At 69.7% G+C, this 22,553-nt stretch carries 18 protein-coding genes and 1 riboswitch; of the genes, 9 read left to right on the forward strand and 9 right to left on the reverse strand.

Annotated elements, in window-relative coordinates; genetic code table 11:
* The first annotated feature begins 88 nt into the window (after positions 1-88).
* From B0675_RS15045 to B0675_RS15060, 4 genes are all read left to right on the forward strand, one after another.
* Complete coding sequence (locus tag B0675_RS15045) at positions 89-1,069, forward strand: hypothetical protein (RefSeq protein ID WP_081219330.1); 981 nt, start codon at positions 89-91, stop codon at positions 1,067-1,069.
* A 58-nt stretch (positions 1,070-1,127) separates the two neighbouring features.
* Complete coding sequence (gene def, locus B0675_RS15050; protein ID WP_081219331.1) at positions 1,128-1,778, forward strand: peptide deformylase; 651 nt, start codon at positions 1,128-1,130, stop codon at positions 1,776-1,778.
* Between the two features lie 350 nt (positions 1,779-2,128).
* A complete protein-coding gene (cyc1, locus tag B0675_RS15055) occupies positions 2,129-3,214 on the forward strand; it encodes an epi-isozizaene synthase (protein WP_107482797.1) in 1,086 nt (361 codons plus the stop codon).
* The gene (locus tag B0675_RS15060) at positions 3,211-4,581 is read left to right on the forward strand and encodes a cytochrome P450 (protein WP_081219333.1); all 1,371 of its coding nucleotides are present in this window, start codon (positions 3,211-3,213) and stop codon (positions 4,579-4,581) included. The genes cyc1 and B0675_RS15060 overlap by 4 nt, the downstream gene beginning before the upstream one ends.
* 45 nt (positions 4,582-4,626) lie before the next feature.
* Here the strand turns inward: B0675_RS15060 and B0675_RS15065 are convergent, their stop codons facing one another.
* Complete coding sequence (locus B0675_RS15065; RefSeq protein WP_081219334.1) at positions 4,627-5,592, reverse strand: helix-turn-helix domain-containing protein; 966 nt, start codon at positions 5,590-5,592, stop codon at positions 4,627-4,629.
* A 94-nt stretch (positions 5,593-5,686) separates the two neighbouring features.
* On the opposite strand from B0675_RS15065, the gene B0675_RS15070 reads away from it, so the two are divergent.
* Positions 5,687-5,890, forward strand: a complete 204-nt coding sequence (locus tag B0675_RS15070; RefSeq protein WP_143661071.1) for a hypothetical protein — start codon at positions 5,687-5,689, stop codon at positions 5,888-5,890.
* On the opposite strand, the gene B0675_RS41375 is transcribed toward B0675_RS15070, so the two are convergent.
* From B0675_RS41375 to B0675_RS15105, 7 genes are all read right to left on the reverse strand, one after another.
* A complete protein-coding gene (locus B0675_RS41375) occupies positions 5,851-6,399 on the reverse strand; it encodes a hypothetical protein (RefSeq protein WP_081219336.1) in 549 nt (182 codons plus the stop codon). The two genes, B0675_RS15070 and B0675_RS41375, sit on opposite strands and share 40 nt — an antisense overlap.
* Before the next feature lie 115 nt (positions 6,400-6,514).
* A complete protein-coding gene (locus B0675_RS15080) occupies positions 6,515-8,605 on the reverse strand; it encodes a putative Ig domain-containing protein (protein WP_081219337.1) in 2,091 nt (696 codons plus the stop codon).
* 449 nt (positions 8,606-9,054) lie between these two features.
* Positions 9,055-10,074, reverse strand: a complete 1,020-nt coding sequence (locus B0675_RS15085; protein WP_081219338.1) for a ribonucleotide-diphosphate reductase subunit beta — start codon at positions 10,072-10,074, stop codon at positions 9,055-9,057.
* Complete coding sequence (locus tag B0675_RS15090) at positions 10,074-12,455, reverse strand: ribonucleoside-diphosphate reductase subunit alpha (protein ID WP_081219339.1); 2,382 nt, start codon at positions 12,453-12,455, stop codon at positions 10,074-10,076. Before B0675_RS15090 ends, B0675_RS15085 begins: the two co-directional genes overlap by 1 nt.
* Before the next feature lie 134 nt (positions 12,456-12,589).
* A riboswitch (cobalamin riboswitch) is annotated at positions 12,590-12,776 on the reverse strand.
* A 257-nt stretch (positions 12,777-13,033) separates the two neighbouring features.
* Entirely contained in the window at positions 13,034-14,644 is a 1,611-nt protein-coding gene (locus tag B0675_RS15095) for a sodium:solute symporter family protein (RefSeq protein WP_081219340.1), read from the reverse strand.
* Positions 14,641-14,901, reverse strand: coding sequence for a DUF3311 domain-containing protein (locus B0675_RS15100; RefSeq protein ID WP_081219341.1), 261 nt, complete (start codon positions 14,899-14,901; stop codon positions 14,641-14,643). The genes B0675_RS15095 and B0675_RS15100 overlap by 4 nt, the downstream gene beginning before the upstream one ends.
* 203 nt (positions 14,902-15,104) lie before the next feature.
* The gene (locus tag B0675_RS15105; protein ID WP_081219342.1) at positions 15,105-15,869 is read right to left on the reverse strand and encodes a GntR family transcriptional regulator; all 765 of its coding nucleotides are present in this window, start codon (positions 15,867-15,869) and stop codon (positions 15,105-15,107) included.
* A gap of 495 nt (positions 15,870-16,364) precedes the next feature.
* On the opposite strand from B0675_RS15105, the gene B0675_RS15110 reads away from it, so the two are divergent.
* From B0675_RS15110 to B0675_RS15125, 4 genes are all read left to right on the forward strand, one after another.
* Positions 16,365-17,651 (forward strand): extracellular solute-binding protein, encoded by a 1,287-nt coding sequence (locus B0675_RS15110; protein ID WP_081219343.1) that lies wholly within the window; start codon positions 16,365-16,367, stop codon positions 17,649-17,651.
* Between the two features lie 145 nt (positions 17,652-17,796).
* The gene (locus tag B0675_RS15115; protein ID WP_081219344.1) at positions 17,797-18,786 is read left to right on the forward strand and encodes a sugar ABC transporter permease; all 990 of its coding nucleotides are present in this window, start codon (positions 17,797-17,799) and stop codon (positions 18,784-18,786) included.
* On the forward strand, positions 18,783-19,658 hold the full coding sequence (locus B0675_RS15120) for a carbohydrate ABC transporter permease (protein ID WP_081219345.1): 876 nt from the start codon (positions 18,783-18,785) through the stop codon (positions 19,656-19,658). Before B0675_RS15115 ends, B0675_RS15120 begins: the two co-directional genes overlap by 4 nt.
* Before the next feature lie 9 nt (positions 19,659-19,667).
* Positions 19,668-21,248 (forward strand): glycoside hydrolase family 3 N-terminal domain-containing protein, encoded by a 1,581-nt coding sequence (locus tag B0675_RS15125; RefSeq protein ID WP_081219346.1) that lies wholly within the window; start codon positions 19,668-19,670, stop codon positions 21,246-21,248.
* Positions 21,249-21,338: 90 nt separating this feature from the next.
* Here the strand turns inward: B0675_RS15125 and nagB are convergent, their stop codons facing one another.
* Entirely contained in the window at positions 21,339-22,124 is a 786-nt protein-coding gene (gene nagB, locus B0675_RS15130; RefSeq protein WP_081219347.1) for a glucosamine-6-phosphate deaminase, read from the reverse strand.
* Positions 22,125-22,553 lie beyond the last annotated feature (429 nt).

Below are 22,553 nucleotides of genomic sequence, written 5' to 3' on the forward strand. Positions count from 1 at the left end.
TACGGGCCTGCCCGGGCCGGCACTGCCTTCAGGGGACTCTTCAAAGAACCGGCAGGCGGGAAACGCAAGGAACTGGCAGGCGGGAATCGTGAGGATCTTCGGCAAGGGACGACACCGGCCCTCCGCCTCATGGCGGCAGGCCACCGATCGTGCGTTCACGCTCATCGGCGACGGCCGGTACGAGGACGCGGGAGCGCTGCTGACGCGGGCCGCGGACCTGGAGCCCTGGCTGTCCGAGTCCTGGTTCAACCTGGCGCTGCTGCACAAGTTCCGGCACGACTGGGAGCAGGCACGGGCGGCGGGCCTGCGGGCCGTCGCGCTGCTCGACCGGGAGACCGGCGCACCCGACTGGTGGAACGTCGGGATCGCGGCCACCGCCCTTCAGGACTGGCCGCTGGCCCGCCGTGCGTGGCAGGCGTACGGGCTGCGGGTGCCCGGCGGTGCCGCCGTCTCCGGCGAGCCGGTGGGCATGGACCTCGGCAGCGCGGCCGTCCGGCTGTCGCCCGAGGGCGAGGCCGAGGTCGTGTGGGGGCGGCGGCTGGACCCCGCCCGTATCGAGGTGCTGTCGATCCCGCTGCCGTCCTCCGGGCGCCGCTGGGGCGAGGTCGTGCTGCACGACGGCGTCCCGCACGGCGAGCGGACCACCGCGGCGGGCCACTCGTATCCGGTCTTCGACGAGATCGAGCTGTGGGCGCCCTCACCGGTGCCCACCTGGGTCGTGCTGCTGGAGGCGGCGACCGAGGACGACCGGGACGCGCTGGAGCAGCTCGCGGCCGACGCGGGGTTCGCCGCCGAGGACTGGTCCTCGTCCGTGCGGCTGCTGTGCCGGATGTGCTCCGAGTCACGGATGCCGTCCGACGAGGGCGACGGGGAGCACCTGGACCCGCACGACCACAGCGAGCCGGGACACCCGGGCCCGCTGGGACACCGCACCGACGGGCAGCTGTGGGTTCCCGAGCGGGAGTGCGGTCTCGCGGCCCCCGCCTCGCTGGTGCGCGGGCTGCTGGACGGCTGGGTGGCGGACAGCCCGGACTCCCGGGACTGGCGGGACCTGGAAGAGGTCTGCTGAGGTCCCCTTAGGCTGTACCCGCAGATTTCCCGAAGGTTTGAGGAAGGCGTACGTCGTCATGGCCCAGCAGGACACCGATCAGCAGCACGTGGGCGTGCTTCCCGTGGACGACGACGGCTACGTCATCGACACCGAGGAGGCCGAGGAGCGCGAGTCGGCCTACCGCGAGCGGGGTACCTCGCGGCCGATCACGGTGGTCGGCAACCCGGTGCTGCACAAGGAGTGCAAGGACGTCACCGACTTCGGCGACGAGCTGGACCGGCTGATCGCCGACATGTTCGCGAGCCAGCGCACCGCAGAGGGCGTGGGCCTGGCCGCCAACCAGATCGGCGTCGACCTGAAGGTCTTCGTCTACGACTGCCAGGACGACCAGGGCACCCGGCACGTCGGCGTGGTCTGCAACCCCAAGCTCGTCGACCTGCCCGCCGAGCAGCGTCAGCTCGACGAGAGCAACGAGGGCTGCCTGTCCGTGCCCACGGCGTACGCGCCGCTGGCCCGCCCCGACTACGCCGAGGTCACCGGTCAGGACGAGAAGGGCAACCCGGTCCGGGTACGCGGTACGGGCTACTTCGCGCGCTGCCTGCAGCACGAGACGGACCACCTGTACGGGTACCTGTACATCGACCGGCTCTCCAAGCGTGAACGCAAGGACGCCCTGCGGCAGATGGCCGAGAACGAACCGCGCTACGAGATCGTCGCGAACGACTGACAACGCTGATGTAGCACGCCTGCGGCCGCCCCGTACGGCTGTGACAGAAATTGACAGGCGGGACGCACGGCTCCTCGTGGGCCGGCTCGAACGGTGCCTGGTCAGGAGAACCTCCTGACCAGGCACCGTTCGTATGTGCGTCGCACGTTCGCTCCCTTGTGCTCTCCCGGTGATCCAGATTCAGTCACACAAGGGGAGATTCTCGGCACCTTGAGGTAGTGAATGGAGCAAATCCGTTCCCAGAACGGTCAGTTGTGGTGCTGAATGGGAAGTGCGGGGATACGCAACGGCGCACGCCCGGCACAGCGGGAGGGGCGTGGCGCCAACAGGCGGCTGAGAGGGGTTTGTTCGTGCATGCTTTCTCACACGGCTCTTCATCGACACCGACAGCGATCGCGGTCCCACCGGCGCTCTCTCTCGCGGTGATCGAGTCCGAGTTTCCCCGTCAACTGCACCCGTATTGGCCCAGGCTCCAGGAGAAGACCCGGACCTGGCTCCTCGAAAAGCGGCTCATGCCCGCGGACAAGGTCGAGGAATATGCCGACGGTCTGTGCTACACGGACTTGATGGCGGGCTACTACATAGGCGCTCCCGACGAGGTCATGCAGGCGATAGCCGACTACAGCGCGTGGTTCTTCGTCTGGGACGACCGGCACGACCGGGACGTCATCCACGGCCGCGCGGACGCCTGGCGGACGCTCAGGTTCCAGCTCCACGCGGCCCTGGACGCACCCGGGGACCACCTGCACCACCAGGATCCCCTGGTCGCGGGGTTCGCCGACAGCGTGGGCCGGCTGTACTCGTTCCTCGGGGAGAACTGGAACGAGCGGTTCGCGCTCCACTTCCACGCGGTGATCGAGGCGTACGACCGGGAATTCCGGAACCGTACGTCCGGCGCCGTACCCACCGTCGACGAATATCTCGAACTGCGTCGGCTCACCTTCGCGCACTGGATCTGGACCGACCTCCTCGAACCGAGCGCGGGACAGGAACTCCCCGACACGGTACGACTGCACCCCGCATTTCACCGGGCGGCTCTGCTCAGTCAGGAATTCGCCGCCTGGTACAACGACCTCTGTTCGCTGCCGAAGGAAATAGCGGGCGACGAGGTCCACAATCTCGGTATCAGTCTCATTCACCATCAGGGGCTGACGCTCGAAGAAGCCGTCACCGAAGTCCGGCGCCGGGTCGAGGAATGCATCAGTGAATTCCTTGCCGCCGAGAAGGACGTCTTAAGGCTCGCCGAAACCCTCACGGACGGCACCGTGGAGGGAAAGGCGACGAGTGCCGCGGTGAGGGCGTGCGTCGGAAACATGCGGAACTGGTTCAGCTCCGTGTACTGGTTCCACCACGAGTCGGGCCGGTACATGGTCGACAGCTGGGACGACCGCTCGACACCCCCGTACGTCAACAATGAAGCGGCAGGTGAGAAATGACCGTCGAGTCCGTACGACCCGAGGTGCCCGAGGTGCTGGAGCTGTCCGTTCCGCCCCTCGCCGGAGGCGGGGTGCCCGTACTCGGGCACGGCTGGAAACTGGCCCGCGACCCGCTCGCCTTCTTCACCCAGCTGCGCGACCACGGCGACATCGTGCGCCTGAAGCTCGGCCCCAAGACGGTGTACGCCGTCACCACCCCCGCGCTCACCGGCGCGCTGGCGCTCAACCCGGACTACGAGATCGGCGGCCCCCTGTGGGAGTCGCTGGAAGGGCTGCTGGGCAACAAGGGCGTCGCGACGGCCAACGGACCGATGCACCGGCGCCAGCGGCGGACCATCCAGCCCGCGTTCCGCGCCGACATCATCCCCGAGTACGGGCCGATCATGGAGGAGGAGTCCCGCGCGTTCGCCGACCGCTGGGAGGGCGGGGCGACCGTCGACTGCACCTCCGAGTCCTTCCGCGTCGCCGTCCGCATGGCCGCCCGCTGCCTGTTGCGCGGCCGCTTCATGGACGAGCGCGCCGAGCGGCTCAGCCTCGCCCTCGCAACCGTGTTCCGCGGTATGTACCAGCGCATGGTCATACCCGCGGGGCCGCTCTATCGGCTCCCGCTTCCGTCCATGCGTAAATTCGACCGGGCATTGGCCGATTTGCACGCTCTCGTCGACGAGATCATCGCCGAGCGCCGCGCATCTGGTCAAAAGCCGGACGATTTGCTGACGGCATTGCTGGAGGCGAAGAACGACGGCGGCGACCCCATCGACGAACAGGAGATCCACGACCAGGTCGTCGCGATACTGACGCCCGGAAGCGAAACCATCGCGTCCACGATCATGTGGCTGCTCCAAGTCCTCACCGAACACCCGGAAGAGGCGGACAAGGTGGCCGCCGAGGTGCAATCCGTCGTCGGGGACCGGCCCGTCGGATTCGACGACGTCCGGAAGCTGTCGCACACGAACAATGTCGTCGTCGAGGCCATGCGTTTGCGCCCCGCCGTATGGATATTGACGCGGCGGGCGGTGACCGAAACCGAACTGGGCGGCTATCGCATTCCGGCCGGTGCCGACATCGTCTACAGCCCGTACGCGATCCAGCGCGATCCCCGCTCGTACCAGGAGCATCTGGATTTCGATCCCGAGCGCTGGCTTCCGGAACGCTCCGCGGACATCCCGAAGTACGCGATGCGTCCCTTCAGCGTCGGCAACCGCAAGTGCCCCAGTGACCACTTCTCGATGGCGCAGCTCACGCTCGTCACCGCGACCGTGGCCTCCCGCTGGCGCTTCGCGCAGGTGCCCGGCTCCAACGACGCGACCCGCGTCGGCATCACCCTGCGGCCGCACGGGCTGCGGCTGAAGGCCGACCCGCGCTAGCCGGGTCCACGGTCCGGCCCGCCCGCACGTCCACCTGGCGCACGTTCAGGCCGCCTCCGGGCCCCTGAACGTGCGCCGGTACGCGTTCGGGGTCGTGCCGAGACTCCGGACGAACTGGTGGCGCAGGGCGGCGGCCGTGCCGAATCCCGTGCGGCTCGCGATCGCGTCCATCGTCTCGTCCGACGCCTCCAGCAACCGTTGTGCCAGCAGCACCCGTTGGCTCAGGATCCAGCGGTAGGGCGTGGTCCCGGTCTCCTGCTGGAAGCGGCGCGCGAAGGTGCGGGGCGCCATGTGGGCGCGGGCCGCGAGCTGTTCGACGGTGGTCTCCAGGTCGAGGTGACGCTGCATCCACACCAGCACGTCACCGACCGTGTCGCACCGCGAGCGGGGCAGGGGCCGCTCGATGTACTGGGCCTGGCCGCCGTCCCGGTGCGGCGGGACCACCATGCGGCGGGCGATGGTGTTGGCCACCTCGGTGCCCTGCTCCTTGCGGACGATGTGCAGGCAGGCGTCGATCCCGGCGGCGGTGCCGGCCGAGGTGATCACCGGGTCCGCGTCGACGTACAGCACGTCCGGTTCGACGACCGCCCGCGGATACTGCCGGGCCAGCTCGTCGGCATGCTGCCAGTGCACGGCGCAGCGGCGGCCGTCGAGCAGCCCGGCCGCGCCGAGCGCGAAGACGCCCGAACACACGCTGAGCACCCGGGACCCGCGGTCCACCGCCCGGCGCAGCGACGCGAGCAGTTCGGGCGGATAGCCCCGGACGGCGAAGGTGTTCCCGGCGGGGACGACGACGAGGTCCGCCTCTTCGAGCCGGTCCAGGCCGTACGGCGTGGAGACCGTGAAGCCGGGGACGTGGGTGCGGAGCGTCGGACCCTCGGCGGAGACGACCGCGAACTCGTAGACCGGCAGGCCCTCGTCGCTGCGGTCGAGGCCGAAGACCTCGCACACGACGCCGAGTTCGAAGGGATGCACGCCGTCGAGCAGCACGGCCGCCACGTTGTTCAGCATGGTCCTCAGTGTGCACCGGAAGTGGCAGTAATTCGAGGGGGTGCGGCAGTTCTGCCACTGACGGTAAGGAGTCACCGGCGGGACACTGATGTTCATGAACGCACTGATGAACAACCTCGTCGGAATCCTCGTCGTCCTCGCGGTCTTCGCGCTCGTGGCGCTCCCGTCCTTGATCGGGCTCGCCCGGGAGAGGCGGGTGGATCGTCAGCTCAGGGCGGCCGCCGGCGCCCGGCAGGACGCCTGGCGGCCACCGCGGCCTCAGGCCTTCGTCACGACCACCGTGACCGCCCACTCCTGAAGTCCCTTGCAGGAGATCCGGCCCGGATCGCTCGGGCACATCGGCCGGGACGAGGTCAGCCGGACCGTCCCGGCCGAGACCGCCCGGTAGGCCGCGGCCGCGTCGCCGGGCTGAAGGACGATGCCGCCGTTGGTCGGCACCAGGCCGCCGCCGTCGCTCTTCACGGGCTTCCAGGGGCGGGGAGTGGTGCCGTCCAGCGTGACGCGGAGCGTGTCCCCGGCCGCCAGGCAGTACGTGTGGCCGGTGTCGGCCGCGTCGAGCATCCCCTTCACCGTCGTGCAGTCCTGGTCCGAGGACGGGGGCGGTGACGCGGGTGAGGCCGACGACGGGGGCGACGTGGGCGGGGTCGGGGACGCGGACCCGGGCGAGGACGGGGACGACGGAGCGCCCGTCGGCGACACGGTCCTGCCGCCGCCCGCCTCGCTTCCTCCCTGTGTTCCGCAGCCCGCCGCGAGGAGCAGGGTCAGTGCCGTGAGGGCGATGGTCCTGGTGTGGGTCGTTCGACGCATGGGGTGGCCTCCTTGCGGGTTGGACGTGCCACCGGCGGATCAGGATCCATCCGGCCTGCGTGACGTGCGACAGGGCCCCGGCCGCCACGGCGGTCGGGGCCCTGTGCGCGTCCGGTCAGCCGGTCGTCAGGGCGGTGTCGTCCACGACGAAGCTCGTCTGCTGGGAGGAGTCCTCGGCGCCGCTGAACTTCAGCGTGACGGTGGAGCCGGCGAAGGAGGACAGGTCGAAGGTCTTCTGGGCGTAGCCCGTGGCCTTGTTGAGGTTGGAGTAGGTCGCCAGCGTGGTGGAGCCGGCGGTGACGGTGAGCTTGTCGTAGGCCGTACTGGTGCTGGTCTCGGCCGTGTCGATGTGCAGGTAGAACGTCAGCGTGGCCTTGCAGCCGCTCGGGACGGTCACCGACTGGGACAGCGTGTCGGTGTGGGTCGAGCCGTAGCCGTCCAGCCAGGCCTTGTAGGAACCGCCGTGCGCGGCCTCACCGGTGTCGGTCGTGATGACACCGCTCGACGCGGTCCACGACGTGCTGCCCGACTCGAATCCCGGGTTGCCGAGCAACTGCGCCGCGGAGCAGGTGCCGCCGCCCGAGGTGCTCACGGTCCAGGTGAAGGAGGCCGACCCCGAGGCGCCGGTGCCGTCCTTCGCGGTGACGGTGACCGCGTAGGTGCCCGCGGTGCTCGCCGTGCCGGAGACCAGACCGGTCGAGGAGCTGATCGACAGCCCGGTCGGCAGCCCGGTCGCGCTGTACGTGAGGGCCGCGCCGGCGCTGTCGGTGGCCGCGATCTGCAGGCTCACCGAACTGCCCGTCGCCGTCGACCGGTTGCCCGGGTCGGTGACGGTCACCGTGTTGCCGGTGCTGCCGCCCGAGGTGAAGGCGGCCGTGCCGTTCGGGGTGCCCCAGCCGGTCGGCCCGTCGTAGCCGGTGCCCGCGGTGCAGAAGTAGGAGGGCGAGCAGGAGCCGTTGTTGCCGCTGGTCACGTCGTAGAGGCTCGACGTGTGGGAGTAGGGGTACTTCGCCGGGTAGTCGGCGGAGCCGGGGGTGCCGGCCAGCGCGTAGACACCGGCGATGATCGGGGCCGAGGCGCTGGTGCCGCCGTAGACAGCCCATCCGGAGCCGCCGTAGGTGTCGTAGACGGCCACGCCGGTCGCGGGGTCGGCGACCGCGGAGACGTCGGACTCCATGCGCTTCGAGCAGCCGGTGTCGGTCTGCCAGCTCGGCTTGGCGTCGTACGCGGAGCAGCCGGAGCCGGTGCCCTCGGTGCTGTTGGTCTTCCAGACCGACTCGCTCCAACCGCGGGAGCTCGACGAGGTGGTCAGCGCGGTTCCGCCGACCGCGGTCACGTACTGGGACGTGGCCGGGTACTCGGCGCCGTAGGCCTCGTCGCCCGAGGAGACGGTGATCGCGACGCCCGGGTGCTTGAAGTACGAGGTGTCCTCGCTCGTCTGCGAGGAGGACTCGTCGCCGCCCCAGCTGTTGGAGACGAACTTCGCGCCGAGCGCGACCGCCTCGTTCTCCGCCGCGCCGAGGTCGGTGTCGTTCGCCGAGTTGGCCTCGACGAGGACGATGTTGCAGTTCGGGCAGACGGCGCTGACCATGTCGATGTCGAGCGCCTCCTCACCCGCCCAGCCGCTGTCGTTCGTCGGCAGCGAGGTGGTCGAACCGGTCTGGCTCACCTGCTTGAAGCAGCCGTTGGCCTTCGTGCAGGCCGACAGGCCGAACTGGCTGCGGTACGTGGCGAGGTCGGCGGCGGCGTTGGGGTCGTTGTACGCGTCGACGACGGCGACGGTCAGGCCGGAGCCGCCGGTCGAGGGCAGGTTGTAGGCGCTGTGCAGGTTGGCCGGGCTCAGGCCGGACACCGCGGCGGCCGCGTCCGGGGAGACGGCGGCGGCGAGCTTCTGCGCGATGTCGGTCCGGCGCTGCGCGAAGCACGACATCGTGCCGGGCCGGGCGGCCTCGGCGCACAGGTGCTTCGTCGCGACCTTCTGGCCGGCCTTCCCGGTGGCGTGGACGGCCTGCCGGGCGGGGTCGGTGAGAGCCCTGGAGTTCTGGGTGGCGTGCGAGATCGTGGGGGCCGGCGCGGGCTGGGCGTCCGCCGGCGGGGCCGCCGCGAACCCGGCGAGGCCGAGAGCGAGGGCCGGAAGGGCCGAGGTGAGGAGTCTTCGCAGGCTCCGGGCGGGTCTGCCGGAGGGTATCGGGCGCTGGGAACGCATGGGGGTGTCGCCTCCATCGGTTCGAGGCCGGTGCCGCGTGGGCCCTGGTGGGGCCCTGCGCGGTGCCACAGCCGGAAGTGGGGGTTCTCGGCGCTCTGAAGGACCGGCTCATGACGCGCGTAGCGCGGTTCACGGAGAGGTGCTCCGAGGCGACCCGCGCCCTGCCGTGCGATACGTCATGGGCATGCCAATTCAGTTGTCCCGTCGTGCCGCTGTCGGGCGATACGGCGGGACGGCCAGAACGTAGCCGGGCCCGACGACCTGCGAACAGCCGTGCCCGCAGAACTTTGCCGCTCCATGGACGGGGATTGGAACGGGGATTGGCGGCCCGGGGGCAGCACGTGACGAAAGCCGGGCCGCACAGGCGGCCCGGCTCTCACCGGTCACGCGTGCGCGGCCCGGCTCTCAACGCTCACGTCCGGTCGGGCGACCGGATCGGTGACGAACGGTCAGAAGTCCTCGTCGAGGTCGACCGAACCCTCCACCGCGACCTGGTACGCCGACGGGCGGCGCTCGAAGAAGTTCGTCAGCTCCTGGACACCCTGGAGCTCCATGAAGGAGAACGGGTTCTCCGAGCCGTACACCGGCGCGAAGCCCAGCCGCTGCAGACGCTGGTCGGCGACACACTCCAGGTACTGCCGCATCGAGTCGGTGTTCATCCCCGGCAGGCCCTCACCGCACAGGTCGCGGCCGAACTGCAGCTCGGCCTCGACGGCCTCCCGCAGCATGTCCGTCACCTGCTCCTGGAGCTTGTCGTCGAAGAGCTCCGGCTCCTCCTTGCGGACGGTGTCCACGACCTCGAAGGCGAAGCTCATGTGCATGGTCTCGTCGCGGAACACCCAGTTGGTGCCGGTCGCCAGGCCGTGCAGCAGACCGCGGCTGCGGAACCAGTAGACGTACGCGAAGGCGCCGTAGAAGAAGAGGCCCTCGATGCACGCGGCGAAGCAGATCAGGTTCAGCAGGAAGCGGCGCCGGTCGGCCTTGGTCTCCAGCCGGTCCAGCTTCTCGACCGAGTCCATCCACTTGAAGCAGAACTGCGCCTTCTCGCGGATGGAGGGGATGTTCTCGACCGCGTCGAAGGCCGCCGCGCGGTCCGCGGGGTCGGGCAGGTACGTGTCGAGCAGCGTCAGATAGAACTGGACGTGCACGGCCTCCTCGAAGAGCTGACGGCTCAGGTAGAGCCGCGCCTCGGGGGAGTTGATGTGCTTGTACAGGGTCAGCACGAGGTTGTTCGACACGATCGAGTCGCCCGTCGCGAAGAACGCGACCAGCCGGCCGATCATGTGCTGCTCACCCGGCGTCAGCTTCGCGAGGTCGGCGACGTCCGAGTGGAGGTCGACCTCCTCGACGGTCCAGGTGTTCTTGATCGCGTCCCGGTAGCGCTCGTAGAAGTCCGGGTAGCGCATCGGACGGAGCGTCAGTTCGAAGCCCGGGTCGAGCAGGTTCTTCTCGTGGTCGGTGTCGGTCATTACTGGCAGGCCTCGCAGGACTCGGGGTTTTCCAGGGAGCAGGCGACGGCGTCGGGGTCGGTGACCTGCTGGACGGGGATGGTCTTCTCGGGCTGCGCCTGGGCCTGGGCGGCGCGGGCGATGCGCGTCGCGGGACGGGACCGCAGGTAGTACGTGGTCTTCAGACCCGACTTCCAGGCGTAGGAGTACATCGAGGAGAGCTTGCCGATGGTCGGCGTCTCCAGGAACAGGTTCAGGGACTGCGCCTGGTCCAGGAACGGGGTCCGCGCGGCGGCCATGTCGATCAGGCCGCGCTGCGGGATCTCCCACGCCGTGCGGTACAGGTCGCGGACGTCCTGCGGCACCCAGGTGAAGCCCTGCACCGAGCCGCTGGACTCGCGCAGCGCCTCACGGGTCTGCGCGTCCCACACGCCGAGCTTCTTCAGCTCGGCCACCAGGTAGGAGTTGACCTGGAGGAACTCGCCGGAGAGCGTCTCGCGCTTGAACAGGTTCGACACCTGCGGCTCGATGCACTCGTAGACGCCCGCGATGGACGCGATGGTGGCGGTCGGCGCGATGGCGAGGAGCAGCGAGTTGCGCATGCCGACCTCGGCGATCCGCTGCCGCAGCGCCGCCCAGCGCTCCGGCCAGTTCAGCTCGACGTCGAAGTGGTCGGGGTGCAGCACGCCACGGGCGGTACGGGTCTTCTCCCAGGCGGGGAGCGGGCCGTTGCGCTCGGCGAGGTCCGCGGAGGCCTCGTAGGCGGCGAGCATGATGCGCTCGGCGATCCGGGTGGACAGGGCGCGCGCCTGCGGTGAGTCGAAGGGCAGCCGCATCTTGAAGAAGACGTCCTGGAGGCCCATCGCGCCCAGACCGACCGGACGCCAGCGGGAGTTGGAACGCCCCGCCTGCTCGGTCGGGTAGAAGTTGATGTCCACGACCCGGTCGAGGAAGGTGACCGCGGTGCGCACGGTCTCGTCGAGCCGCTCCCAGTCGATGTCGTCACCGACGACGAACGCGCCGAGGTTGACCGAGCCCAGGTTGCAGACCGCGGTCTCCCCGTCGTCCGTGACCTCCAGGATCTCGGTGCACAGGTTCGAGGAGTGGACGGTGTGGCCGGGCTCCGCCGTCTGGTTGGCGGTGCGGTTGGCCGCGTCCTTGAAGGTCATCCAGCCGTTGCCGGTCTGCGCGAGGGTGCGCATCATGCGGCCGTAGAGGTCGCGGGCCGGGATGGTCTTCTTGGCGAGACCCGCCTCCTCGGCCTTGCGGTACGCGGCGTCGAACGCGTCGCCCCACAGGTCGACCAGCTCGGGCACGTCCGAGGGGGAGAAGAGCGACCAGACGCCGTCCTCGTTCACCCGGCGCATGAACTCGTCCGGGATCCAGTGGGCGAGGTTCAGGTTGTGCGTACGCCGTGCGTCCTCACCGGTGTTGTCGCGCAGCTCCAGGAACTCCTCGATGTCGGAGTGCCAGGTCTCCAGGTACACCGCGGCGGCGCCCTTGCGCCGGCCGCCCTGGTTCACCGCGGCGACCGAGGCGTCGAGGGTCTTGAGGAACGGGACGATGCCGTTGGAGTGCCCGTTGGTGCCGCGGATCAGCGAACCGCGCGACCGGATGCGGGAGTACGACAGACCGATGCCGCCGGCGTGCTTCGACAACCGGGCGACCTGGTGGTACCGGTCGTAGATCGAGTCCAGCTCGTCCTGCGGGGAGTCGAGGAGGTAGCAGGACGACATCTGGGGATGCCGCGTACCGGAGTTGAAGAGCGTGGGGGAGGACGGGAGGTAGTCGAGCCGGCTCATGAGCCCGTAGAGCGCGGAGACTTCGTCGACGGCGCGCGCCGTGTCGTCCTCGGCGAGGCCGGAGGCGACCCGCAGCATGAAGTGCTGGGGCGTCTCGACGACCTTGCGGGTGATGGGGTGGCGGAGCAGGTAACGGCTGTGCAGCGTACGGAGACCGAAGTAGCCGAAGCGGTCGTCGCCGGCCGTGTCGATCATCGCGTCGAGCCGGGCGGTGTGCAGCCGGACGAAGTCGGCGGTGCGGTCGGCGACCAGTCCCTCGCGGTGGCCGACGGCGACCGACTCGGAGAAGGTCGTGACGCCCTGGGACCTGGCCTCTGCGGCGATGCTGATGGTGAGCAGCCGCGCGGCGAGCCGGGAGTAGACGGGATCCTCGGAGATGAGTCCGGCGGCCGCCTCCGTGGCCAGTTCGCGCAGTTCGGCCTCGTCGGCGCGGGCGGACCGGCCCCGCAGCGCCGCGGCGGCGACCCGGCCGGGGTCGGCGTCGGCGAGGTCGGCGGTGAGGTCGGTCAGGGTCCGCAGCAGCGCGGCTCCGGGGCCGTCGGTCTCCACCGGGGCCTGGTGCTCGGTCACTGAAGCCGGATCTGCTGGCGCGATGGTCACGTGGGGCTCTCCCTCGCTCGGCACGGGGCCTGTCGGGGAGCACGGGGGCACACGGAAGCGCTTCTGGGCAGCCAGCGCACCGCGTCCACCGGCCCATTCCGCGAGGCCCGGACGTCGTCGGCACCCGGGCCGGGTGGCCGGGGTGCGCTGTCGGCAGGTCCTCGGACTGAGACGTGTGCGGGCACGTCCAATACACGAACACGCACAAGTACACCGTTGCGGGACAGTTCCGGATTCGCACCGGATTCCCCTGCGACGACAGCGAGCATGAGCATACATCTTGTGCCGGGCTCAGGGAGCACCCCCACATGTTGTGTCGTGTCGGTGCCGGAGAGCGCTACGGAGCGTGCCGGAAGGTCAACTCGTAGGTGAGCGGCCGGAGGTCGCCGGGCTTCGGCCGGGCCGCCCACGCCGTCGCCCCGGCGGTCCGCACGGCCCCGTGACGCCGCCCGGCTCGCTGGTGCGGGCGTGCGTGCGGGGCCGCCGGACGGACACGGCGACGGGCCGCCGGATGCCCTCTCCGGCGGCCCGTTTCCTGCGCGTCGCGCTCGCCCTGTTTCCAGGGCGGGCGTGTCGGGTCAGTGGCTCGCGCCCGCCGTGGCCGGCGGCAGTTCGGTCGCGACCCCGGGGTCGCCCGCGTCGGCCGTGTAGTCCTCGGGCGCGGTCTCGTCGATGCCGTCCGGCGCCTTGAGCGCCCGCAGGACGAAGGTGAGGACGACGGAGACGACCACGTTCATGACGAACGCCGTGAGGCCGATGTAGCCGATCTCCCCGATGCCGGGGATCTCCTTGGAGCTGCCGCCGAAGTGCTTCTGGGTCGGCGAGGCCACCCCGTAGGCGGCGAGCGTCCCGTAGACCATGCCGACCGCCCAGCCGCCCAGCAGTGCCCAGCGGTGGAACCAGCGGGTGAACAGGCCGCCGACCAGCGCGGGGAAGGTCTGCAGGATCCAGATGCCGCCCAGCAGCTGGAAGTTGATCGCGACGGTCTTGTCCATCGTCAGGACGAAGACCAGCGCGCCCACCTTCACCAGCAGCGAGACGATCTTGGAGACCCGGGTCTCCTCCTTCGGCGTCGCGTCCGGCTTGATGAAGTCCTTGTAGATGTTGCGGGTGAAGAGGTTCGCGGCCGCGATCGACATGATGGCCGCCGGGACGAGGGCCCCGATGCCGATGGCGGCGAAGGCCACGCCCGCGAACCAGTCCGGGAACATGGTCTCGAAGAGCTGCGGGATGGCGAGCTGGCCGTTCTGCACCTTCACACCGGCCGCGATGGCCATGAAGCCGAGCAGGGCGAGCAGCCCCAGCATCAGCGAGTAGAGGGGCAGGATGGTCGTGTTGCGGCGGATCACCTCGCGGCTGCGGCTGGACAGCGTCGCGGTGATGGAGTGCGGGTACATGAACAGCGCCAGCGCCGAGCCCAGCGCGAGCGTGGCGTAGGTCCACTGTCCCGCCGCGGGCGGGACGACCCCACCGGCGCCGGCCGCCGTGTACTTGTCACCGGCCGCCTTGAAGATCTCGTCGAAGCCGCCGAGCTTGATCGGGATGTAGATGATGGCCACCGCGATCACGATGTAGATCAGGGTGTCCTTCACGAACGCGATCAGCGCGGGGGCCCGCAGACCCGAGGAGTAGGTGTACGCGGCCAGCACGCCGAAGGCGATGAGGAGCGGCAGGTCCTTGACGAACCAGTTGGTGTTCTCGCCGCCGCCCACGCCCATCACGTCGAGGACGGCCTGGATGCCGACCAGTTGGAGCGCGATGTACGGCATGGTCGCGAGGATGCCGGTGACGGCCACGGCCAGCGACAGGCTCTTGGAGCCGAACCGGCCGCGCACGAAGTCCGAGGTCGTCACGTAGCCGTGCTTGTGGGAGACCGACCACAGGCGGGGCAGGAACGTGAAGATCAGCGGGTACACGAGGATCGTGTAGGGCACGGCGAAGAAGCCGGCCGCTCCCGCCGCGTAGATCGCCGCGGGGACGGCGACGAAGGTGTACGCCGTGTAGAGGTCGCCGCCGAGCAGGAACCAGGTGACCCAGGTGCCGAACGACCGCCCGCCCAGGCCCCATTCGTCGAGGCTGTGTTCGTTGTCGGCCTTGCGCCAGCGCGCGGCCAGGAAGCCCATGACCGTGACGGCCAGGAAGAAGAAGATGAAGACGCCGAGAGCGACGCCGTTCACACCGTCGTTCATGCTCCGGTACCTCCCTTGGCCGCGCGGGCCCGCTGGTCACGCCGCCAGAGCTGGTGCGCGGTCACCGTCAGCACCGTCGAGAGGAGCACCCACAGCATCTGGTACCAGTAGAAGAACGGGATGCCGATGAAGGTCGGGTCGGTCTTGGCGTAGGAACCGACCCACAGCATCGCCACGAAGGGCGCGAGCAGGCAGAGCGCGATCACCACGCGGACCGGTGTCACCACCGGTGGTTTCACTTCGGGCAGGTCTGACATACGGCGGCTCCGTCCCCTCGCGATCACCTGTGTAACGCGCAGGCAATCTAGGCGACGGTTCAGCTTTAGGGAACCCCTGCTCGGAGCGCCGGTGTGGAGGCTTGGTGTGCGTGCCGGACGGCACCCTCGGGGGACGGCGGGACCGCCGGGCGCGGTCCAGCCCCGGTGGCCCGTGCGGGCGGCGGAGCGCCGCCCGAACTCGCTCAGTCCGTAGGCCGCTTCAGGCGCGCGACGAACTTGTACCGGTCGCCGCGGTACACCGAACGCACCCATTCGACCGGCTCGCCCAGCTTGTCGAGCGAGTGGCGGGAGAGCATCAGCATGGGCAGGCCCACGTCGGTGCCGAGCAGTCCGGCCTCGCGCGGTGTGGCCAGCGAGGTCTCGATGGTCTCCTCCGCCTCGGCGAGATGGACGTCGTAGACCTCGGCGAGGGCGGTGTAGAGAGAGGTGTACTTGACGAGCGAACGGCGCAGGGCGGGGAAGCGCTTGGCGGACAGGTGGGTCGTCTCGATCGCCATCGGTTCGCCGCTCGCGAGGCGCAGCCGCTCGATGCGCAGCACCCGGCCGCCGGCCGAGATGTCGAGCAGGCCGGCGAGCGCGTCGTCCGCGGTGATGTAGCCGATGTCCAGGAGCTGAGAGGTGGGTTCGAGACCCTGGGCGCGCATGTCCTCGGTGTACGAGGTGAGTTGGAGCGCCTGCGACACCTTGGGCTTGGCGACGAAGGTGCCCTTGCCCTGGATCCGTTCGAGGCGGCCCTCGACGACCAGCTCCTGGAGCGCCTGCCGCACGGTGGTGCGCGAGGTGTCGAACTCGGCGGCGAGCGTGCGCTCGGGCGGCACGGGTGTCCCGGGCGGAAGGGTCTCCGTCATGTCGAGCAGGTGTTTCTTGAGCCGGTAGTACTTGGGCACGCGCGCGGTACGGATGGGCGCCCCACCCTCGTTCTCCGCACTGCTGACGTCGGTGCTCATGCTCCGCCTTCCCGGCTCCGGATGCCGAAGCGACCGACGTTCCGTCGGTCACGGCTCACATCGTGGCACGGCTTCTCGTGCGAGTGTCCCCCGCACGCTCCGTGATCCCCTCTATATACCGTCGGCGTTCCTGTTGGTCTAGTCCATCGTGCGGGCGTGATCGTGCGCGCGGAGGCGCGGACGGGGCCCGTGACGCGGTCCCCGGGGACGTACGGGCGGGTCACCCGGGGTGTGCCGGCGGTTCGGCCGCTGCCTCCCGGTGGTTCCCGAACGCCCTCGCCATTTATGCCGCTTACCTACTTAAAGGTCCTTGCATATGTAGGTCCCATAACGGCCGACTGGACGGGCTTACACACCCTTGACACCCCTCTAGGTCTAGGCCAAGCTCCCCGTACTGGTCTACACCATTGGTCCAGTCCCGGCCCCACGGGCGGTCACACGTCGTATGTCACCGCGGGGAGCAGGGGGGTTTGTGGCATCCCTGAGGAGGGTGGCGTGAAGCGCAAGCTGATAGCCGCGATCGGTATCGCGGGCATGATGTTCTCCATCGCGGCGTGCGGGGACAGTGACGACAAGTCCGGGGGGTCGGACAAGGCCGGGGACACCAAGGCCCTGACGGTCTGGCTCACGGTCGACGCGCAGAACAACTGGCCCGAGCTCGTCAAGGCGGCCGACGCGGCGGTCAAGGCGAAGCACCCGGGCATCAAGATCAACCACGAGTACTACGGCTGGCCGGACAAGAACACCAAGCTCGACGCCGTCCTCGCCACCGACAAGGCGCCCGACGTGGTCGAGATGGGCAACACCGAGATGCTCGGCTACATGGTCAAGGGCGCCTTCGCTCCCCTGGACACGTCGAAGTTCGAGAACTCGGACGCCTGGCTGGACGGCCTCAAGGCCTCCGTCACGTACGACGGCAAGACCTACGGCGTGCCGTACTACGCGGGTGGCCGCGTCGGCAACTGGCGCAAGGACGTCGCGGCTTCGGTCGGCGTGAAGACCCCGCCGAAGACGTACGCGGAACTGACCTCCGCCCTGGACAAGATCCAGAAGAAGGAGGGCAGCAAGTTCAGCGCCTGGTACCAGCCCACCCGCGACTGGTACGCGGCCATGTCCTTCGTCTACGACGCCGGCGGCTCCATCGCGAAGGAGGAGGGCGGCCAGTGGAAGGCCAACCTCTCCTCGCCCGAGTCGGTCAAGGGCCTCACCGAGTTCAAGAACGTCGTCGACAAGTACATGCACGGCGACAAGACCAAGGACGAGTCCGACCGTTACATCGTCTACGGCCAGGGCAAGTCGGGCATGATCTTCGGTGCCGCCTGGGAGGGCGCGACCGCCGAGGACCCGAAGAGCGACAAGACCGGCAAGCTCAAGGGCAACCTCGAGAACTTCGTGATGCCCGGCCCGTCCGGCAAGAACCTCCCGGTCTTCCTGGGCGGCTCCGACCTCGCCGTCCCGGTGAAGTCGAAGGCGCAGGCCGTGGCCTCCGAGTGGATCAACGCGTTCACCGGCGCCAAGGGCCAGAAGGGCCTGATGGCCAAGGGCAACCTGCCGAACAACAAGACCGACCTCGCCACCCTGAAGAACGACCCGAAGACGGTCGTCCCGGCGACGGCGGCCGAGTCCAACTGGTTCGTCCCGATGGCGCCGGGCTGGGGCCAGGTCGAGAAGGCCCAGGTCCTGCAGACCATGCTGCAGAGCATCGGTACCGGCAAGAAGTCGGTCGAGGACGCCGCGAAGGAAGCGGACGCCAAGATCGACAAGGTCATCAACACCAAGTGACCTGAGAGCAGGGCCCCGTCGGTCCTCCGTCATGGAGGGGCGGGGCCCTGCCTGCCGTACGGCCCGGCCCGGGGGCACGCCCCACGGGCCCGGCCGTACGGGCCTTCGCCTTCGTACGACCTGAGGGACCGCTGAGGAGCGCGCGATGAGTGCCGCAGACACGACCACCCCCGCCAAGGTGCCGCCACCGCGGCAGGCGCCACCGCCACCGGCCGTCCCGCTGGCACCGCGCAAGCGGCGCACCTCGGGCGGACCGGCGACCCCCTGGGCTCTGCTCGCCCCCTGCCTGCTGATCCTCGCGCTGGTCCTCGGCTACCCGCTGGTCCGCCTGGTCACACTCTCGTTCCAGAAGTTCGGGCAGTCCCAGCTCTGGGGCTTCCAGCCGGCCGAGTCCGTCGGCTTCGACAACTTCAGCAACGTGCTCGGCGACAGCGAGTTCTGGGCGGTCGTCGTCCGGACGATCATCTTCGCGGGCGGCTCCGTCATCTTCACGATGGTCGCCGGCATGCTGATCGCGCTGCTCCTCCAGCGGGTCTCCGGCTGGGTGAAGACGCTCATCAACATCGTGCTGGTGGCCAGCTGGGGCATGCCCATCATCGTCGCCACCACGGTCTTCAAGTGGCTCTTCGACTCCGACTACGGCATCTTCAACGCGCTGCTCAGCAAGCTCCCCGGCGTCGACATGATCGGCCACAACTGGTTCGCCAGCGGTCCGCAGGGCCTGGCCGTGATCATGCTGCTGGTCGTCTGGGGCGCGGTGCCGTTCGTCGTCATCACGCTCAGCGCCGGACTCACCCAGGTGCCCGCGGAGCTCGAAGAGGCCGCGCGGCTCGACGGAGCCGGCTCCTGGGGCGTCTTCCGCTACGTCACGCTGCCGATCCTCAAGCCGATCATCGTGATGCTCACGACGCTCTCCGTCATCTGGGACATGGGCGTCTTCCCGCAGGTCTTCGTGATGCGCGGCGGCCACCCCGAGGCGGAGTTCCAACTCCTCACCACGTACTCGTACGACCGCGCCTTCGTCGTCAACGACTACGCGCAGGGATCGGCGATCGCCCTGCTGACCGTGCTGCTCCTGCTGGGCGTGGTCGCCGTGTACATGCGTCAGATGCTGAAGATCGGAGAGGTCGAATGAGCGCCGTCGCGACGCCCGGGCGTGCGTCCGCCGCGGGGCGGAAGTCCTCGGGACCCCGCAAGTCAAAGCTCGGCTGGAACCTGCTCGGCCTGCTCGTCTTCCTCACCGCGGGCTTCCCGGTCTACTGGATGTTCAACACGGCCTTCAAGCCGGCCAAGGACGCCATCGACCCCGACCCCAGCCTGTTCCCGACCGGCCTCACGCTCGACAACTTCCGCCGCGCGCTGGACATCGCCGACTTCTGGGGCCCGGTCGGCCGCAGCCTCGTCGTGTCGGTCTCGGTGGTCGTGGTCGGCATCATCGTGGGCATGCTGGCCGCGCTGGCCATCTCCCGCTTCGCCTTCCGCGGCCGCAAGGTCGTGATCGTCGGCATCCTCGCGGTCCAGATGGTCCCGCTGGTCGCCATGATCATCCCGGTCTTCCTGCTGCTGAACGATCTCGACCAGTACGACAAGCTCTCCGGTCTGATCATCACCTACCTGACCTTCATCCTCCCCTTCACGGTGTGGACGCTGCGCGGCTTCATCGTCAACATCCCGAAGGAGCTGGAGGAGGCCGCGATGGTCGACGGGTGCAGCCGCACCGGCGCCTTCATGCGCGTGGTCTTCCCGCTGCTGGCCCCGGGCATGGTGGCCACGTCCGTCTACGCGTTCATCCAGGCCTGGAACGAATACCTCTACGCCCTGATGCTGATGAGCCAGAAGAACCAGACCGCCACCGTCTGGCTCGGTAATTTCACCACCAAGCACGGCACCGAGTACGCCCCGATGATGGCCGGATCCACCATGATGGCCGTGCCGATCGTCGTCCTGTTCCTCCTCGTCCAGCGCAAGATGGCCGCGGGTCTGACCGCGGGCGCCGTGAAGGGATAACGCCACCCGATGACGACATTCGCCAGCGGTACAGACACCCTGACGCGCGACGCCCTCACCGTGCTCCAGCCCGGTTTCACCGGAACCACGGCTCCGGACTGGCTGCTGCGCCGCCTCGGTGAAGGTCTCGCCTCCGTCGGCCTGTTCGGCCGCAACATCGCATCACCCGATCAACTCGCCGCGCTGACAGCTCAGTTGCGGGCCGAGCGGGACGACGTCCTCGTCGCCATCGACGAAGAGGGCGGCGACGTCACCCGCCTGGAGGTGCGCACCGGTTCGTCGTTCCCCGGCAACCACGCGCTGGGCGCCGTCGACGACGTGGCGCTCACCGAGGCCGTCGCCCTCGAACTCGGCCGCAGGCTGGCCGCGTGCGGGGTGAACCTCAACTGGGCGCCCTCCGCCGACGTGAACTCCAACCCCTCCAACCCGGTCATCGGCGTACGGTCCTTCGGCGCCGACACCGGCCTGGTGGCCCGGCACACGGCCGCCTACGTCACCGGCCTCCAGGCCGCCGGCGTCGCCGCCTGCACCAAGCACTTCCCGGGTCACGGCGACACCGCGGTCGACTCCCACCACGCACTGCCCCGCATCGACGCGGACCTCTCCGTCCTCCAGGCGCGCGAACTCGCCCCGTTCCGTGCCGCGATCGCCGCGGGCAGCCGGGCCGTGATGAGCGCCCACATCCTGGTCCCGGCCCTGGACCCGGACCGGCCGGCCACCCTCTCCCGCCGCATCCTCACCGGGCTGCTGCGCGAGGAGCTCGGCTACGAGGGACTCATCGTCACCGACGGCATGGAGATGCAGGCCATCGCCGGCACGTACGGCATCGAGCGCGGGAGCGTGCTGGCCATCGCGGCCGGCGCCGACGCCATCTGCGTGGGCGGCGGACTCGCCGACGACGACACCGTGCGCCGCCTCAGGGACGCCCTCGTCGCCGCGGTCCGCGCCGGCGACCTCGCCGAGGAGCGCCTGGCGGACGCGGCGAACCGGGTCCGCGCGCTCGCCGAATGGACGGCCGCGGCCGCCGCGCTCTCCCGCTCCCACACGAATGGCTCAAACGGTTCGAACGCGTCGAACGGCTCGGGCCCCAAGACCGTCACCGTCGGTGCGAGCTCCGCGGGTGGCCCGGCCCGTTCCGACAACACCTCGGACGTCGGCCTGGTCGCCGCCCGGCGCGCGCTCACGGTGACCCGCTCCGGGGCCTTCCCACCGCTGACCGAGGCGCCCTACGTCGCCGCGCTCACCCCGGTCGCGAACATCGCGGTCGGTGACGAGACGCCCTGGGGCGTGGCCGCCGAACTGGCCCGGCTGCTCCCCGGCACGGAGACCGGCAGCTTCACCGGCGAGGACGCCGGCTCCTCGGCCCTCGCCGCCGCCGGCAGCCGTCCGGTCGTCGCCGTGGTGCGCGACGAACACCGGCACCCCTGGATGGCGGCGGCCCTCGACACGCTCCTCGCGGCCCGCCCGGACAGCGTTGTCGTCGAGATGGGCGTTCCCCAGTCGGCGCCCCGCGGCGCCCTCCACATCGCCACCCACGGCGCCGCGCGCGTCTGCGGTCAGGCGGCGGCGGAGGTCATCGCGGGGGAGTAGCCGCGCGGGCCCTCGGGCCGGACATGCCGGTGCCCGGTCTCCCCTGAGGAGACCGGGCACCGGCATGGGTACGTCCGCGGACCGCGGGTTCTAGATGCCCTGCCAGTCGGGCTTGGCGGCGAAGGTGGCGCGGAAGTAGTCCGCGAGCTTCAGCTTGGACGCGGCGGCCTCGTCGACGACGACCGTCGCGTGCGGGTGCAGCTGCAGCGCCGAGGCCGGGCAGATCGCCGCGACCGGCCCCTCCACCGTCGCCGCCACCGCGTCCGCCTTGCCCTCCCCGGTGGCGAGCAGCACGAGGTGGCGCGCCTCCAGGATCGTGCCGATGCCCTGGGTGATGACGTGGTGCGGGACCTGCTCGATGTCGCCCTCGAAGAACCGCGCGTTGTCCACCCGGGTCTGCTCGGTCAGCGTCTTGATGCGGGTGCGCGAGGCGAGCGAGGAGCACGGTTCGTTGAACCCGATGTGCCCGTCCGTGCCGATGCCCAGGATCTGCAGGTCGACCCCGCCCGCGGCGGCCAGCGCCGCGTCGTAGGCCTCGCAGGCGGCCAGGACGTCCGCCGCGGTGCCGTCCGGGCCCATGAACGCGTCCATGCCGAGCCCCAGCGGTTCGAGCACCTCGCGCCGCAGCACGGAACGGTAGGACTCGGGGTGCTCGGCCGGCAGCCCCACGTACTCGTCGAGCTGCGCGACGCGCGCGCCCGAGGCGTCCACGGCACCGGACCGCACGGTGGCCGCCAGCGCCTCGTAGATGGGCAGCGGCGTCGAGCCGGTGGCCACGCCGAGCAGGGCGTCGGGCTTGCGCCTGAGCAGCTCCGCCATGGCCTCGGCGATCAGCTCGCCGCCCGCCTTGGCGTCCGGGACGATGACAACTTCCACGCTGGGCCTGCCGATCTGGAGAGGGGACTCAACTGGAACCCGAAGGGGGACACGTGTGGTATAGACCAATCTAGCAGAGCGGTGCCCGCCCGTCGTCCTCCCCGCTCGTCCCGGACGCCGCAGCCGCGGCCCGGATGCGCCGGCCCGCCCGCCGCGGCATCCGCCGATCCCACCCGTTCACGAACCGAAGCGGGCTAGTCTGATGGACGGTCCCGGATGTTTGAGAAGCGGACGACAACAAACATCCGCGGACGCATGGACAGCGAACACATGGACGCAGGACCATGGTCTAGTCCACAATGCTTTGAGAAACTGAACAAGCCTCCGTCTTCCCCGCACAGGAAGGCGGACCGAGGAACCGGCGCTCTCTGCCCTGACTGCTCCGGCTCCTCTCTTCGGCCAGATCGGGACCGCACACCCCGTGGCCGT

It is taken from the genome of Streptomyces sp. M41(2017), from assembly GCF_002078175.1.
In the GTDB taxonomy this organism is placed as follows: Bacteria; Actinomycetota; Actinomycetes; order Streptomycetales; family Streptomycetaceae; genus Streptomyces.

Excerpts from the sequence above, each read along its gene's own strand:
- B0675_RS15065 (WP_081219334.1), bottom strand. The coding sequence starts at position 5,592 with ATGCTGAACAACGTGGCGGCCGTGCTGCTCGACGGCGTGCATCCCTTC.
- B0675_RS15115 (WP_081219344.1), top strand. The coding sequence starts at position 17,797 with ATGAGTGCCGCAGACACGACCACCCCCGCCAAGGTGCCGCCACCGCGG.
- B0675_RS15080 (WP_081219337.1), bottom strand. The coding sequence starts at position 8,605 with ATGCGTTCCCAGCGCCCGATACCCTCCGGCAGACCCGCCCGGAGCCTG.
- def (WP_081219331.1), top strand. The coding sequence starts at position 1,128 with ATGGCCCAGCAGGACACCGATCAGCAGCACGTGGGCGTGCTTCCCGTG.
- B0675_RS15095 (WP_081219340.1), bottom strand. The coding sequence starts at position 14,644 with ATGAACGACGGTGTGAACGGCGTCGCTCTCGGCGTCTTCATCTTCTTC.
- B0675_RS15120 (WP_081219345.1), top strand. The coding sequence starts at position 18,783 with ATGAGCGCCGTCGCGACGCCCGGGCGTGCGTCCGCCGCGGGGCGGAAG.
- B0675_RS15070 (WP_143661071.1), top strand. The coding sequence starts at position 5,687 with ATGAACGCACTGATGAACAACCTCGTCGGAATCCTCGTCGTCCTCGCG.
- B0675_RS15100 (WP_081219341.1), bottom strand. The coding sequence starts at position 14,901 with ATGTCAGACCTGCCCGAAGTGAAACCACCGGTGGTGACACCGGTCCGC.
- B0675_RS15085 (WP_081219338.1), bottom strand. The coding sequence starts at position 10,074 with ATGACCGACACCGACCACGAGAAGAACCTGCTCGACCCGGGCTTCGAA.
- B0675_RS41375 (WP_081219336.1), bottom strand. The coding sequence starts at position 6,399 with ATGCGTCGAACGACCCACACCAGGACCATCGCCCTCACGGCACTGACC.
- B0675_RS15060 (WP_081219333.1), top strand. The coding sequence starts at position 3,211 with ATGACCGTCGAGTCCGTACGACCCGAGGTGCCCGAGGTGCTGGAGCTG.
- B0675_RS15105 (WP_081219342.1), bottom strand. The coding sequence starts at position 15,869 with ATGAGCACCGACGTCAGCAGTGCGGAGAACGAGGGTGGGGCGCCCATC.
- B0675_RS15125 (WP_081219346.1), top strand. The coding sequence starts at position 19,668 with ATGACGACATTCGCCAGCGGTACAGACACCCTGACGCGCGACGCCCTC.